Genomic DNA, 14590 nt, shown 5'->3' with positions numbered 1-14590 from the left:
CACCCCCGCCTAGGAAGGCCCCACCCGTGCCTCCTGCCACCCCCGCGCGCGGCGTGCCCCGCCGCGCGGCCGCCCTGCTCACCGGCTTGGCGCTCGCCGCCGGCGGCCTGTCCACGACGGCCCTGACCGTTCCGGCGGCGGCCGCCCCCACGGCCGCCGCCGCCGACACACCCGTCCGGGTCAACCAGCTCGGATACCTCCCCGACGGCCCCAAGCGGGCCACGGTGGCCAGCGCCGCGACCGCCCCGCTCGGCTGGCAGCTGCGCGACGCCACGGGCGCGGTGGTCGCCTCGGGCACCACCGCCGTGCGCGGCGCGGACCAGGCGTCCGGCCAGTCCACGCACCTGGTGGACTTCGGCGCGTACACCGGCACCGGCACCGGCTACACCCTCGGCGTCGACGGCCGCACCAGCCACCCCTTCGACATCTCGCCTTCGCTGTACGACGCCCTGCGCGCGGACAGCATGTCCTTCTTCTACCAGCAGCGCAGCGGCATCCCGATCGACGCCGCCCTGGCCGGCGGCAGCGCCTACGCCCGCCCCGCCGGGCACCTGGGCATCGCCCCGAACAAGGGCGACAGCGACGTCCCCTGCCGGGCGGGAGTGTGCGACTACCGCGTCGACGCCCGCGGCGGCTGGTACGACGCGGGCGACCACGGCAAGTACGTCGTCAACGGCGGCATCTCCGTCTGGGAGATGGTCAACTCCTTCGAGCGGGCGCGCCGTACGGGCGGCGACGCCGCGCTCGGCGATTCCACGCTGCGGGTGCCGGAGCGCGGCAACGGAACGCCGGACGTGCTGGACGAGGCCCGCTGGGAGCTGGAGTTCCTGCTGCGGATGCAGGTCCCGGCCGGGAAGCCGATGGCCGGGATGGCCTTCCACAAGCTGCACGACGCCCAGTGGACCGCCCTGCCGACCCGGCCCGATCTCGACGCCGAGCAGCGCGAGCTGCACAAGCCGTCGACCGCCGCGACGCTGAACCTGGCGGCCTCGGCCGCGCAGTGCGCCCGGGTGTACGCGCCCTACGACAGCGCGTTCGCCGCACGCTGCCTCGACGCGGCCCGCCGCGCCTGGACGGCCGCCGAGGCCAACCCGGACGTGCTCGCCCCGGCGAGCGACAACACCGGCGGCGGCGCGTACGAGGACGCCGACGTCTCCGACGAGTTCTACTGGGCGGCGGCGGAACTCCTGGCCACCACCGGGGAGTCCCGCTACCGGGACGCCGTCACCTCCTCCCCGCACCACACCAGGCCCGCCGACGGGTTCTGGTGGGGCGGCACCGCCACCCTCGGCCGCATCACGCTCGCCACCGTCCCCGGCGCTGGCCTGCCCGCCGACGACCTCGCCCGGCTGCGCCGCCTGCTCACCACGGCCGCCGACGGCCACCTCTCCACCATGGCCGGACAGGGCTATCCGGTACCGCTCCCCGCCACCGGGTACGCGTGGGGCTCCAACAGCTCCGTCACCAACAACGCGATGGTGATGGCCGTCGCGTACGAGCTCACCGGCCTGCAGCGCTACCGGGCCGGAGCGCTGGAGTCCCTGGACTACCTGCTCGGCCGCAACGCGCTCGACCTCTCCTACGTCACCGGCCACGGCGAACGCCACTCCGAGAACCAGCACCACCGGTTCTGGGCACACCAGAACGACGCCTCACTGCCGCACCCGCCGGCCGGTTCCTTCGCCGGCGGCCCGAACGCGGCCCTGGAGGACCCGGTCGCCAGGGAGAAGCTCCAGGGCTGCGCGCCGGCGGCCTGCTACACGGACGACATCGGCTCGTACTCCACCAACGAGGTGGCGATCAACTGGAACGCGTCGCTGGCCTGGCTGGCGGCATTCGCCGCCGAACGGCGCGGCGCCCCGGCGGCTCCCGCCGTCCAGGTGGCACCGGCCGCCGTGACGGTCCCGGAGGGCGGATCGGTGCCGGTGGGCGTACGGCTCTCGGCGGCGCCCGCGCGCGACGTCACGGTGACCGTGGCCCGCGGCTCCGGCGACCCGGACCTGACGGCGGCAGCGACCCTGGTGTTCACCCCGGCCGACTGGGCGACGGCGCAGCCGGTTGCGGTCTCCGCCGCGCAGGACGCCGACGCGTCGCCGGGCAGCGCGACGTTCACCGCAGGCGGTCCCGGCGTGCAGCCGGCGACGTTCACGGCGACGGAGGCGGACGACGACGCGGCGGGGGCCTCCTGCACGGTGGCGTACCGGATCGACAACGCCTGGGGCAACGGTTTCACGGCGACCGTGAGCCTGCGGAACACCGGGACCACGCCGCTCTCCGGGTGGACCCTCGGCTGGAGCTTCGCGGGTGACCAGCGGATCGGCAACGCCTGGAACGCCACGGTGAGCCAGTCCGGCAGCACGGTCACCGCCCGGGACGCCGGGTGGAACGCCACCCTGGAGCCCGGCGCCAGTGCGAGCTTCGGCTTCCAGGCGACGTACTCGGGCACCAACGCACCCCCGGCGCGCTTCACGCTCGGCGGTTCGGTCTGCTCCTGAGGCAACAGCGCCCCGGCGAGGGTGTCGCCACCCTCGCCGGGGCGGGCCTCAGGTGCGGGTCCAGCGCTGGTTGCCGCCGTTCGAGCAGGAGTAGAGCTGGAGCGCCGTGCCGTTGGCGGTGCCGTTGCCGGCGGCGTCAAGGCAGAGGCCGGACTGGACGCCGACGATGGATCCGTCCGGGTTGAGCCGCCACTTCTGGTTGTCGCCGCCCCAGCAGCCGTAGATCTGGACGGCGGCGCCGTTGCCGGTACCGGCGGCGTCCAGGCACTTGTCACCGTAGACCCGCAGCTCGCCCGCGGCGGTGTACGCCCACTGCTGGTTGGCGCGGCCGTTGCAGTCCCACAGGTTGACCCGGGTGCCGTCGGCGGTGGCGGCACCGGGCACGTCCAGGCAGCGGCCCGAACCGACGCCCTTGACCGGCCCCGAACCGGGTGAGGGGATCGGAGTGGAGGAACCGGCGGCGTTCAGCGCGGCCAGCACGGAGGTGTACGCCGGCTTCTTGTTGCCGTTGCCGTCGAACAGCAGCGGCGACTGCTCCGACCGCCAGGAGTCGGTGTCCCGTACGCCCCAGACGGTGATGCCGAGGCAGCGCGGGACGGACAGGCAGTCGTTGGCCACGTTGGCGTAGGTCGCGGCCGGGGCGCCCTGCACGTCGAGCTCGGTGACGGCCACGTCGACTCCGAGGGCGGCGAAGCTCCGCAGGGTGGTGCGGAAGTTGCCGTCGTAGGGGCTGTCGTTGTTGAAGTGGGACTGGAAGCCGACGCAGTCGACCGGCACGCCCCGCTGCTTGAAGTCCCGGACCATGGCGTACACGGCCTGCGTCTTGGCCCACGTCCAGTTCTCGATGTTGTAGTCGTTGTAGCAGAGCTTTGCGCCGGGGTCGGCGGCGCGCGCGGTGCGGAAGGCGACCTCGATCCAGTCGTTGCCGGTGCGCTGGAGGTTGGAGTCGCGCCGGGCCCCTGAGCTGCCGTCGGCGAAGGCCTCGTTCACGACGTCCCACTGGGTGATCTTGCCCTTGTAGTGGGCCATCACCCCGTTGATGTGGCTGGTCATCGCCTGGCGCAGCGCGCCGCCGCCGAGGTTCTGCATCCAGCCGGGCTGCTGGGAGTGCCAGGCCAGGGTGTGGCCGCGTACCTGCTTGCCGTTCTGCACCGCCCAGTTGTAGACGCGGTCACCTGCGGCGAAGCTGAACTGGCCCTGTCGGGGCTCGGTGGCGTCGGGCTTCATCTCGTTCTCGGGTGTCACCGAGTTGAACTCGCGGCCCGCGATCGACGTGTACGCGCCGTCGCCGAGCCGACCGGAGGCGATGGCGGCGCCGAAGTAGCGGCCGCTCTGCGCGGCCGCGCCACCGAGCGTGCCCTCGGCGGCCTGGGAGGCCGGCGGAGCCGCGAGCACGGCTGCGGCACCGAGGACGGCGACGGCCAGGGCCGCGCGTAATCCCCGGCTCTTGCGGCGGACGAGGAGCGGGGGAAGGGCGTTCGATCCCATGAATGAGCCTCCAGGAGAGAGAACAGGAAGGGCACGGAAGGAGTGGAGCGGGGCGGGAACGGATCCGCGTGCGGACTCAGTAGCCGTAGATCATCTTGTAGGCGACCTCCGGCAGGAACTGCCCGGCCGAGGAGCCGGCCCCGACGCCGCAGTTGCCGTCGGACTCGCCGGGGACCTTGATCCACAGCAGCATCTCGGCACCGCCGCCGCGCCGGCTGGGGGTACCGGTCCGGCGGCCGGCGGGATTGCACCACTGGCCGTTGGAGCCGTTGCCGTTGCGGCTGGTGTCGACGACGAACGGCTTCGTGTAGCCGTAGGAGCGCAGGGCCGAGTTGACGGCGTTGCCGTAGGACGTGCTCTGGTCGGTGGTGAAGTAGTTCGACACGTTCAGCGCGAAGCCGTGGGCCCCGCCGACCCCGGCGGCGGCCAGCTGCTGCGCCATGGCCGGGGCGCCGATCCAGCCGGCGTTCCCGGCGTCCAGGTAGACCCAGGTGTGGGGCGCCTTGGCGTTGAACTGGGCGATCGCGTACTTCAGCATGGCGTTGCGCTCGGCGATCTGGCCGGCCGTCATACAGCTCTCGTGACCGAGCGCGTCGGGTTCGAGGATGACGACGGCCGGACGGCTGCCGATGCCGCCGGCGAAGGCGGCGATCCAGCTCTCGTAGGCGGCGCGGCTCCCGGCGCCGCCGCCGGAATGACCGGCGCAGATGTCCCGGTCGGGGATGTTGTACGCGACCAGAATGGGCAGCTTGTCGGCGGAGTCCGCGCGGCCTGCGTAGGAGCCGGCGGCGGCGGCGATGTCGCCGCTCCAGTTGCCGAACCAGCGGGCGGCCGGGATGTCGGCGATGGACGTCCGGATAGCCGAGGCCCGGCCGTCGCCGGGGTTCGCCGCGGTCCACCGCAGCGCGGAGTTGTCGGGGTCGGTGTAGAAGCCGCTGGTCATCGTGGTCGGGTCGGCGGCGTACGCCGGGGCGGCGTGGAGCAGGGCGAGAGCGCCGGCGAGGACGCCGGTCAGCAGGGCGGATGCGGCTCGGACGGATCGGCGCATGGTTGGTCCTCCGGTGGGGGAAGGGGAAGCGCTGCCGGTCGGGGGAGTGCGCTGCCCGGGGCGGGCCCGTGGGCCGCGCGTCACACGCCCCGGTGTCCGGGCGGCTGCTCCCGGCTCGGGTAGGTGATGTCGAACCACGGGAAGTGGGCGTGGCTGGTGGAGGGGCGGCCGTTGGAGGTGGCGTAGAGGCCGAGCTGGACGCTGGTGAACAGGGGGGTGAGGAAGGTGGCTTCGACGGCGGGCAGGTCCTGCCGGGTGCCGCCGGGTACCGCATGGCCGAAGGTGTGGCGGAAGCCCCGGATGCGGACCCCCAGGCGTACGGGGCCCTGCGGGACCGGCACCCGGGCCAGCACCTCGGGCCCCCGGCGGAGGCTGAGTCCTTCCGCGGTGCGCAGGAGGAGGAGATGGGTGTCGTCGTCCAGGACCACGGCGAGGCCCGCCTCTTCGCCCGGTGCGGCGGGAACGAAGCGCAGTTCCGTGGAGACGTCGCACTCGGGCTGCTCCTGGGGCCGGGCCAGGAGGGACGGGGTGGTGCGCTCGCCGAGGCGTTCGGGCCGGAGCCGCAGGCGCAGTCCGTCGCCGGTGGTCCAGAACGGCGCCGGCGGGGTGCGCAGGGTGCTCCAGTCGGCGCGGAGGGCGGCGAAGGTGTCGTGGAGGGGGCGGCGCGGGCCCGTGTGGCGGACGGGGGAGAAGACCGGCCAGCCGTCGTCCCAGGTGATCCGGCTGAGGAAGGTCTCGCGGCCGAGCGCGGAGCCCGGCCGGACGCCCAGCAGGACGGCCCGCCACTCGCCGTCCGGGGTGCGGACGAGGTCGGCGTGCCCGGTGCAGGTGACCGGGCCCCGGGCGGGTGGCAGCACCGGATTGCCGGGGGCGCCCACGTACGGGCCGGTCGCGTGGCCGGCGCGGGCGGCCACCACGCTGTGGTCCACGTCGGTGCCGCCCTCGGCGGTGAGCAGGAGACAGGTGCCGTCGATCCGGTAGAGGTGCGGGGCTTCCGACCACCGGGCGCCCGGGCGGCTCCCCGCCCACAGGACGTACTCGGGTCCCGTGAGCCGTCGTTCGCGGGGAAGGTACTCGCGCATCCAGATCTCGGTGCGGCCGGCGGCCTCGTCCACCACGCGGGCGGCGGTGAACCAGGCACGGCCGTCGCCTCCGTCCGGTCCGTCGTCGAAGAACAGCGACGGGTCGAAGCCCTCGCCGTCCAGCCACCGCGGCCGCGACCACGGCCCCGCCGGATCCGTCGCCGTGACGACGAAGTGGCCGGGACCGTCCATCAGCGTGCAGACGAGATGGAAGAGTCCCTCGTGGTGGCGGATCGTCGGCGCGAACAGCCCCCGTGAGGGAGCGCAGCCGGCGAGGTCGAGCCCGGACGCCCGCTCGAGCGCGGATCCGATGCGCCGCCAGTTCACGAGGTCACGGCTGTGGAAGACGGGAAGGCCCGGGAACCATTCGAAGCTGGAGGTCACCAGGTAGTAGTCCGCTCCCACCCGGCAGACGGACGGGTCCGGCCGGAACCCGGGCAGTACGGGGTCACCGCAGAACCCGGTCACGGCACCGGGACGACATCGGCGGGCACGGACAGCACCCGGTCGGCGGCCGGATGGCGTACCGGCCCCCGCAGGGTGAAGGAGCCGCGGAGCGGGAGGTCGCCGCCGGACCGTCCGACGGCCACCCCGATCTCGCCGGGCTCCACCCTCCTGCGCAGGTCGAGCCCGGTGAAGGAGGTCCGGTCGGCATGGACGCAGAAGGTGACCCGGGCGGCCGCGCCCGGGGGCAGCTCGACCCGGGCGAATCCGGCGAGCCACTGCTGTGGCCGGACGACGGACGCCACGGGGTCGGAGAGGTACAGCTGGACCACCTCGGTCCCGGCCACGTCGCCGACGTTGCGCACGGTGGCCGAGACGGTGACGGCCCCGTCCGTCGGGGCCCCGGGATCCACCGACAGCTCCGAGAAGGCGAAGCGGGTCCAGCTCAGCCCGTGCCCGAAGGGGAACAGCGGGGTCGGGTCCACCGAACTCCAGTCGGTGCGCCCGCCCAGCCGGGCGTGCAGGGAGGTGCCGGGCTGGCCGCCGGCCCGGCGGGGGAGGGAGACGGGCAGCCGTCCGGACGGTTCCGCCGCCCCGCTGATGATCCGGGCCAGCGCCGTCGCCCCCTCCTGGCCGGGGAAGAAGGCCTGGATGACGGCCGAGGCGCGCTCGGCCGGCCCGCCCAGCGCGTAGGGCCGTCCGGAGACGACGACCAGGACGGTCGGCACACCGGAGTCCAGGACGGCGGCGGCGAGTGCGGCCTGGTCGCCGGGCAGGTCGAGGGTCTCGGCGTCGCAGCCCTCTCCGGAGGTGCCCCGGCCGAACAGGCCGGCCCGGTCCCCGAGCAGCAGTACGTTCACGTCCGGGTCGTCCGCGGTGACCGTGAAACCGGCGGCGCCGAGCGCCTCGCCGAGCGTGGGGATCTCCGGGCCGGGGCCGCCGGGAGCGGCGACGTGGTTGGGGAAGGCGTAGCAGCCGAGGAAGGAGCGGGGTTCGTCGGCGTGCGGGCCGTGGATCGCGACCCGGCAGGGCCGCAGCGGCAGGATGCCGTCGTTGGTGAGCAGCACGGTGGACCGTTCGGCCATGAGCCTGGCCAGGGCCCGGTTCTCCGGCGGGTCGAGGTCGACCGCCTCGGGCGCGGCGGGTTCCCAGCCGGGGTCGAGCAGGCCGAGTTCCGCCTTCTGCCGCAGGACCCGTTCCGCGGCCCGGTCGACGAGCGCCTCCGGTACGCTTCCCGACCGCACGAGTTCGGTCAGGGGATCCCCGTAGCAGCGGGCCGTGGGCAGTTCGACGTCGATCCCGGCGGCCAGCGCCAGCGCGCCGGCCGCGCCCCGTGAAGCGGCGACGCCGTGCCGGGTCTCCAGGAAGGAGACGGCGTAGTAGTCGGCGACGACCACACCGGTGAAGCCGAGTTCGCCCCTGAGCAGCCCGGTCAGCAGCCGTTCGTCGGCGGCCGCGGGGACGCCGTCCACATCGGTGTAGCTGTTCATCACCGACCGGGCGCCCCCCTCGCGCACCGCCCGTACGAACGGCTCGACCAGCACGTCCGCGAACTCGCGCGGCCCCACCGCGACGGGGGCCATGTTCCGGCCGGCCCGGGAGGCCGAGTACCCGGCGAAGTGCTTGAGCGTCGCCACGATGCCGGCGCCCTCCAGGCCCTGCACGTAGGCGGTGCCGATCGCCGCGACGAGACAGGGGTCCTCGCCGATGCACTCCTCCGTCCTGCCCCACCGGTAGTCGCGGACCACGTCCAGGACCGGTGCCAGGCCCTGGTGGACACCGGCCCGCCGCATTCCCGCGCCGATCGCGGCGGCCATCCGGCGCACGAGCGCGGGGTCGAAGGACGCGCCCCAGGCGAGCGGCGCGGGGAAGACCGTCGCGCCCCACGTCATGAACCCGGTCAGGCACTCCTCGTGGACCACCGCCGGTATCCCGAAGCGGCCCGACGCGGTCACCTGCCGCTGGAGCGCGGCGAGCCGTTCCATCCCGGCCTTCGCGGTGACCGGCGCGGTGCCGAACACCCGGGTGAGCTGGCCGAGTCCGTGGGCGGCGACGTGGTCGAGCCCGGGTGGGGACTCGCCGGAGTCGTCCTCCACGGGCGCGACCGGTGCTCCCGGAGCCGAGGGCTGCGCCCAGAACGCGGTGAGCTGGCCGGCCTTCTCCTCCAGTGTCATCCGTTCCAGCAGATCGGCCACGCGCACCGACACGGGCAGCAGGGGGTCGCGCCAGGGCTCGGTCAAGGAGTTCTCCTAGGGACGGGGCGGGGCGGTGGACAGGCGGACCTTGAGCTCGGTCGAGAGCTCCATCCGGGGGCTGACCAGGGGCTGGCCGTCGAGCAGCTGGAAGAGCGTGCGGGCGGCGAGCCGGCCCATCTCCTCCAGCGGCTGGCGCACGGTCGTCAGCGGCGGTGACAGCCATCCGCACATCGGCAGATCGTCGAAGCCGACCACGCTGAGGTCTCCCGGGACGCTCAGTCCGCCTTGCCGGGCCGCTTCGTAGACGCCCATCGCCTGCTGGTCGCTTCCGGCGAAAATGGCGGTCGGCGGCTCGGGGAGCGCGAGCAGTTCCCGGGCGCGCCGGAACCCGCCCTCGTGCTGGAAGTCGCCGAACCGGATCAGTTCGCGGTGGACCTCGATCCCGGCCCGCTCCAGCGCGGCGCGGTACCCGTCGATGCGGGCCTGGCTGCAGAGCATCTCCTTGCGCCCGCCGATCGCGGCGATCCGGCGGTGCCCCAGCTCCAGCAGGTGCTCCGTGGCGGCGAGGCCGCCCGCCCAGTTGGTCGCGCCGATGCTCGGCACACCGTTGCCCGGCAGGTCGATCGGGTCGATGACGACCAGCGCCACCCCGGCCTGTTCGATCTGGGCGCGCTGGGCCCGGGTGACCGAGGCGGTGACGAGGATGACGCCGTCGCTGTGGTGCAGGACCGGCAGTGCGGCCCAGCTCGACGGCGTGGCCTCGCCCGGCGGGAGGAGCGAGACGACGGTGCCCACGCTGCGCTGGGCGCACTCGGCCTCGACGCCGCGCAGTATCTCCACCGCCCACGCGCTGTCCAGACCGCCGATGATCAGATCGACCAGGCCCGACCTGCGGGCCCTGCCCTGCCGGCCGGGATGGAGGTAGTGGTGGGACCGCAGCAGGCTCTCGATCCGCTCGCGTGTCGAAGCCGCGACATCGGCGCGGCCGTTGAGCACCTTGGACACGGTGGCCTGGGAGACCCCCGCCTCGGCGGCGATGACGGCCAGGGTCGGACGCTGCTCGCTCAATTTCTCTCCTCCGCGCGGACGCCGCGGGCTGTCGACAGGTATCGCAAACTTTCGAGGAGTTTCCGATTGGCGCGACCCGATTGTCAAGCGATAAGTAGGCTTCTGTGAAAGGAGATTCAGCGAGAAGGCTTGACCGACGGGCCACACGTTCCTAGTTTGTGGCAGCGCGAATTCGAGAAAGTTACGAAACATTTCGAACTCGAACCGGCTTTCCTCACCCCGGAGGTCCCATGGCGACACCCCCGAGCCGACGACGCTTCCTCGCGCTCTCGGGCCTGACCGTCCTGTCGGCCCCACTCGCCGCGGCCTGCGGCGGCGGCTCCGGACCGGTGCCGGCGGCCGACGGCGAAGTGACCTTCGCCTGGTGGAACATCGCCACCACCGAACCGGGCAGGTCCCTGTTCCCGCAGCTGTCCACGGCGTTCACGGCCGCCCACCCCAACATCGCGATCAAGACCACCTCGTTGGAGAACGAGGCGTTCAAGTCCAAGCTCGCAGCGGTCACTTCGTCGGGAAGGCTCCCCGACGTCTTCCAGACCTGGGGAGGCGGCGTGCTGCGCCAGCAGGTCGACGCGGGGCTGGTCGAGGACCTCACCGACGCGTTCGGCTGGGCGTCCGACCTCACCCCGGTCTCCCTGCAGGCCTACCGCTTCGAGGGCCGCACCTACGCGGTGCCCTACGACGTCGGCATGGTCGGCTTCTGGTACAACAAGAAGCTCTTCGCCAAGGCCGGCATCGCCGCTCCGCCGGCCACCTGGGCCGAGCTCCTCGAAGACGTCGGCAAGCTCAAGGCGGCAGGCGTCACGCCGATCGCCCTCGCGGGCAAGGAGAAATGGCCGGGTCACTTCTACTGGGCCTACCTGGCGATGCGCCTCGCGGGACTCCCCGCCCTGGAGCGGGCCGCTGCCGCCAAGGACTTCACCGGCCCGGGCTTCGTCCTGGCGGGCAGCCGGCTCAAGGAACTCGTCGACCTCCAGCCCTTCCAGCCGGGCTTCCTCGGCGCCGGCTACTCCACGCCCGGCGGCCAGGCCGCGACCATGGGCAACGGCAGGGCGGCCATGGAGCTGATGGGCCAGTGGGCACCCTCGGTCCAGAAGGACGCGGGCGCGGACCTCGGGGCGGACCTGGGCTTCTTCCCCTTCCCGACGGTGGACGGCGGTGCCGGCCGGGCCACCGAGGTGCTGGGCGGTGGCGGCGGTTTCGCGCTGCGCAAGGGCGCCCCGAAGGAGGGGCTGGACTTCCTGAAGTTCTTCGTCCTGGAGAACCAGTCCAGGCTCCTGGCCTCCAACGGCTACCTGCCGGTGGTCAGGGGCGCGGAGAGCGGGCTCACCGACGCCAACCGGAGGGCGGTGGCCGACACCCTGGCCGGGGCGACGGGCTTCCAGCTCTTCCTCGACCAGGCCTACCCGCCGGCGGTCGGCCAGGAGGTCAACGACAGCGTGGCCGACCTCATCGCGGGCAGGAAGACCCCCGAACAGGTCACCACGGCGATCACCGAGGCAGCGAAGGGTGCCTGACCCCGTGTCCGCCCCGCGCGGGTTGCGGAGCTGGGCTTCGGTGGCCTGGTTCCTGCTCCCGGCCCTGGCCCTCTTCCTCGTCTTCGTCCTCGCCCCGATCACCGTCGCCGTCCGCACGGGCCTCTTCAAGTGGAGCGGGACCGGCCCCATGGACGACTTCGTCGGGTGGGGGAACTACGCCAGGCTCTTCCACGACCAGGTCTTCCTCGGTGACCTGGAGCGCGGGCTCTACCTGATCGTCCTTTCGGTCACGGTGCAGTTGCCCTTCGCGCTCTTCACCGCCGTCCTCCTCAACCAGAGGCTGCGCGGGCGGGCCGTCTACCGGATGCTGTTCTTCGCGCCGTACATCCTGTCCGAGGTGGTCACGGCCGTCCTCTTCACGATGGTCTTCCTCCCCGGTGCCGGTATGGCCGACCACCTCGCCGGCGCCTTCGGCCTGGAGGGGTTGCGGGGGCTTCCACATGATGCTCTTCCTCGCCGGACTGCAGAGCATCCCCGGCGAGGTCCTGGAGGCGGCCTCCATCGACGGCGCCGGCCCCTGGAAGCGCTTTCGGCACGTGACGCTGCCGCTGCTCGGCCCGACGATCCGGATCAGCACCTTCCTTTCGGTCATCGGGGCCATCCAGCTCTTCGACCTCGTGTGGGTCATGACCGCGGGCGGACCCAACCACTCCTCCGAGACGATGGCGGTCTCGATGTTCCAGTTCGGCTTCAAGCGCCACCAGGTCGGCTACGCCAGTGCGATCAGCGTGGTGCTGTTCATGATCTGCCTGGTCTTCTCCCTCTTCTACCAGCGCTACGTGCTCCGCCGGGACCTGAGCGGCGCCCTCACTCCGGGAGGCGGCCGATGAACGCCCGCAGGACGGTACGGGGCCTGTCCCTGCACGCCGTGGTCTGGGTGATCGGCGCCTTCGTCGCCGCGCCGCTCGTCTACGCGGTCGTCTCCGGGTTCAAGAGCACCGGCGAGCTGACGGCCAACCCGTTCGGGCTGCCCGAGCGGTGGAAGGCCGGCAACTACACCGGCATCCTCGGCGACGGCGTGTTCTGGCGGCAGATCGCCAACAGCGCGGGCATCGCGATCGGCACGACGTGCTGCACGGTGGCGGCCTCCGCGATGGCGGCGTACGTGTTGGCCCGCTACGCCTTCCGGGGCAGGGAGCTCTTCTACACGCTGTTCACGATCGGGCTCATGTTCCCGTTCTCGGTGGCCGTCCTGCCGCTGTTCCTGCTGCTGCGGACCCTCGGCCTGCTCGACAACCCGCTCGGAGTGATCCTCCCGCAGGCGGCCTTCGGGCTCCCCACGACGATCGTCATCCTGCGCGGCTTCTTCCGGACCATTCCGGCGGAGGTCGAGGAAGCGGCCGTCATGGACGGCTGCGGCAAGTTCCGCTTCTTCTGGCGGATCCTGCTGCCGATGGCGCGCCCGGCGCTCGGCACGGTGTCCGTGCTGGCGGTCGTCGCGAGCTGGAACAACTTCTTCCTGCCGCTGCTCGTCTTCGACGGCCCGGACTGGCAGACCGTCCCGGTCGGAGTCCAGCAGTTCCAGGGCCAGTACGCGACCGACTACGCGCTCGTCCTCGCCTACATCGTGCTTGCAATGGTCCCCGCCCTCGCGTTCTACGCCGTCGCCGAGCGGCAGTTGATCGGCGGCCTCACCGCGGGCGCCACCAAGGGCTGACCCGTCCGCGCGGGACGGGCGTACTCGCCACCCCAAAGTTGTTAGCGCTAACATCCGCCGGCCCCTCTCATCCGGGCCACGACACGAAGGAGCTCTCCGATGCGGTTCCGCCCTCCCTCCCCAGCCCACCCGGCACGGCGTCTGCTCGCCCTGCTGGCGCCCCTGCTGCTCCTGACCGCGTTCCTCGGCGCACAGCCCGCCGCCGCGGCGGCCGTCGACCCCGACGCCTCGTACGTGCTGGTCAACCGCAACAGCGGCAAGGCCCTGGACGTCTACAACCTGGCCACGGGCGACGGGGCCCGCATCACCCAGTGGACCAGGAACGACCAGGCCCAGCAGCAGTGGCGGTTCGTCGACTCCGGCGGCGGCTACTACCGCATCACCTCCCGGCACTCCGGCAAGGTGCTGGACGTCCAGAACAGGTCCACCGCGAACGGCGCCCCGATCGTCCAGTGGGCCGACGCGAACGGCACCAACCAGCAGTGGCGGCTCGCCGACAGCCCCGACGGCTACGTACGGCTCATCGCGCGCCACAGCGGCAAGGCCCTCGAAGTGCAGGGCGGCTCCACCGCGGACAACGCGAACGTCGTCCAGTACGAGGACTGGGGCGGCACCAACCAGCAGTGGCAGCTCGTCCGGGCCGGCGGCGGCACCCCCGGCACCTGCGCCCTCCCGTCGTCGTACCGCTGGACGTCGACCGGCCCGCTGGCGCAGCCCAAGCCGGGGTGGGCCTCGCTCAAGGACTTCACCGTCGCGCCCTACAACGGCCGGCAGCTCGTCTACGCGACCACGCACGACACCGGGGCGAGCTGGGGCTCGATGAACTTCGGCCCCTTCACCAACTGGTCGGAGATGGCCTCGGCCGCCCAGAACGGGATGTCCTCCTCCGCGGTCGCGCCCACGCTCTTCCACTTCGCGCCCAAGAACATCTGGGTGCTGGCCTACCAGTGGGGCAGGACCGCCTTCTCCTACCGGACGTCGACCGACCCCGCTAACCCGAACGGCTGGTCTGCTGAGCAGGAGCTCTTCTCCGGAAGCATCGCCGGCCCCGGAACCGGCCCCATCGACCAGACGCTCATCGGCGACGGGACGAACATGTACCTGTTCTTCGCCGGCGACAACGGCAAGATCTACCGGGCCGGCATGCCGATCGGGAACTTCCCGGGCAGTTTCGGCACGAGCTCGACCGTGGTCATGAGCGACACGACGGACAACCTGTTCGAGGCCCCGCAGGTCTACAAGCTCCAGGGCCAGAACCGCTACCTCATGATCGTCGAGGCGATCGGCACGCAGGGCCGGTACTTCCGCTCGTTCACGGCCACCAGCCTGGACGGCTCCTGGACCCCCCAGGCCGCGACCGAGGGCAGTCCCTTCGCCGGCAAGGCCAACAGCGGCGCCGGCTGGACGAACGACATCAGCCACGGCGAGCTGATCCGCACCAGCGCCGACCAGACGTTCACCGTCGACCCCTGCAACCTGCAGTTCCTCTACCAGGGGCGCGACCCCAAGGTGGGCGGCGACTACGGGCTGTGGCCCTACCGGCCGGGCCTGCTGACACTGCGGCGCTGAATCCGG

Annotated in this window: 9 protein-coding genes and 1 pseudogene; 5 read left to right on the top strand and 5 right to left on the bottom strand. The window is 72.5% G+C overall.

Features of this window, described 5'->3' with window-relative positions:
- Positions 1-26 precede the first annotated feature (26 nt).
- Positions 27-2495 (top strand): glycoside hydrolase family 9 protein, encoded by a 2469-nt coding sequence (locus D1J60_RS02775; protein ID WP_125819988.1) that lies wholly within the window; start codon positions 27-29, stop codon positions 2493-2495.
- A gap of 48 nt (positions 2496-2543) precedes the next feature.
- On the opposite strand, the gene D1J60_RS02770 is transcribed toward D1J60_RS02775, so the two are convergent.
- The 5 genes from D1J60_RS02770 to D1J60_RS02750 form a co-directional block, all read right to left on the bottom strand.
- Positions 2544-3983 carry an endo-1,4-beta-xylanase gene (locus D1J60_RS02770; RefSeq protein ID WP_125819987.1) on the bottom strand — a complete coding sequence of 480 codons (1440 nt, stop codon included), beginning with the start codon at positions 3981-3983 and terminating at the stop codon, positions 2544-2546.
- A 76-nt stretch (positions 3984-4059) separates the two neighbouring features.
- A complete protein-coding gene (locus tag D1J60_RS02765) occupies positions 4060-5031 on the bottom strand; it encodes a glycoside hydrolase family 6 protein (RefSeq protein ID WP_125819986.1) in 972 nt (323 codons plus the stop codon).
- 80 nt (positions 5032-5111) lie between these two features.
- On the bottom strand, positions 5112-6581 hold the full coding sequence (locus tag D1J60_RS02760) for a glycoside hydrolase family 43 protein (RefSeq protein ID WP_125819985.1): 1470 nt from the start codon (positions 6579-6581) through the stop codon (positions 5112-5114).
- Entirely contained in the window at positions 6578-8797 is a 2220-nt protein-coding gene (locus D1J60_RS02755; protein WP_125819984.1) for a glycoside hydrolase family 3 N-terminal domain-containing protein, read from the bottom strand. The genes D1J60_RS02760 and D1J60_RS02755 overlap by 4 nt, the downstream gene beginning before the upstream one ends.
- A 9-nt stretch (positions 8798-8806) precedes the next feature.
- Entirely contained in the window at positions 8807-9820 is a 1014-nt protein-coding gene (locus D1J60_RS02750) for a LacI family DNA-binding transcriptional regulator (protein ID WP_125819983.1), read from the bottom strand.
- Positions 9821-10050: 230 nt separating this feature from the next.
- On the opposite strand from D1J60_RS02750, the gene D1J60_RS02745 reads away from it, so the two are divergent.
- The 4 genes and pseudogenes from D1J60_RS02745 (at position 10051) to D1J60_RS02730 (ending at position 14584) form a co-directional block, all read left to right on the top strand.
- The gene (locus tag D1J60_RS02745; RefSeq protein ID WP_125819982.1) at positions 10051-11337 is read left to right on the top strand and encodes an extracellular solute-binding protein; all 1287 of its coding nucleotides are present in this window, start codon (positions 10051-10053) and stop codon (positions 11335-11337) included.
- 4 nt (positions 11338-11341) lie between these two features.
- Positions 11342-12188: pseudogene (locus D1J60_RS02740) on the top strand (sugar ABC transporter permease).
- Positions 12185-13015: a carbohydrate ABC transporter permease gene (locus D1J60_RS02735; protein WP_125819981.1), complete on the top strand. Its 831-nt coding sequence runs from the start codon at positions 12185-12187 to the stop codon at positions 13013-13015. Before D1J60_RS02740 ends, D1J60_RS02735 begins: the two are co-directional and overlap by 4 nt.
- Before the next feature lie 99 nt (positions 13016-13114).
- Positions 13115-14584, top strand: a complete 1470-nt coding sequence (locus D1J60_RS02730) for a non-reducing end alpha-L-arabinofuranosidase family hydrolase (RefSeq protein WP_125819980.1) — start codon at positions 13115-13117, stop codon at positions 14582-14584.
- Positions 14585-14590 lie beyond the last annotated feature (6 nt).

Origin of the sequence: Streptomyces sp. W1SF4 (genome assembly GCF_003950035.1) — a bacterium.
Lineage (GTDB): Bacteria > Actinomycetota > Actinomycetes > Streptomycetales > Streptomycetaceae > Streptomyces > Streptomyces racemochromogenes.
This window is presented reverse-complemented; position numbering and strand designations above follow the sequence as displayed.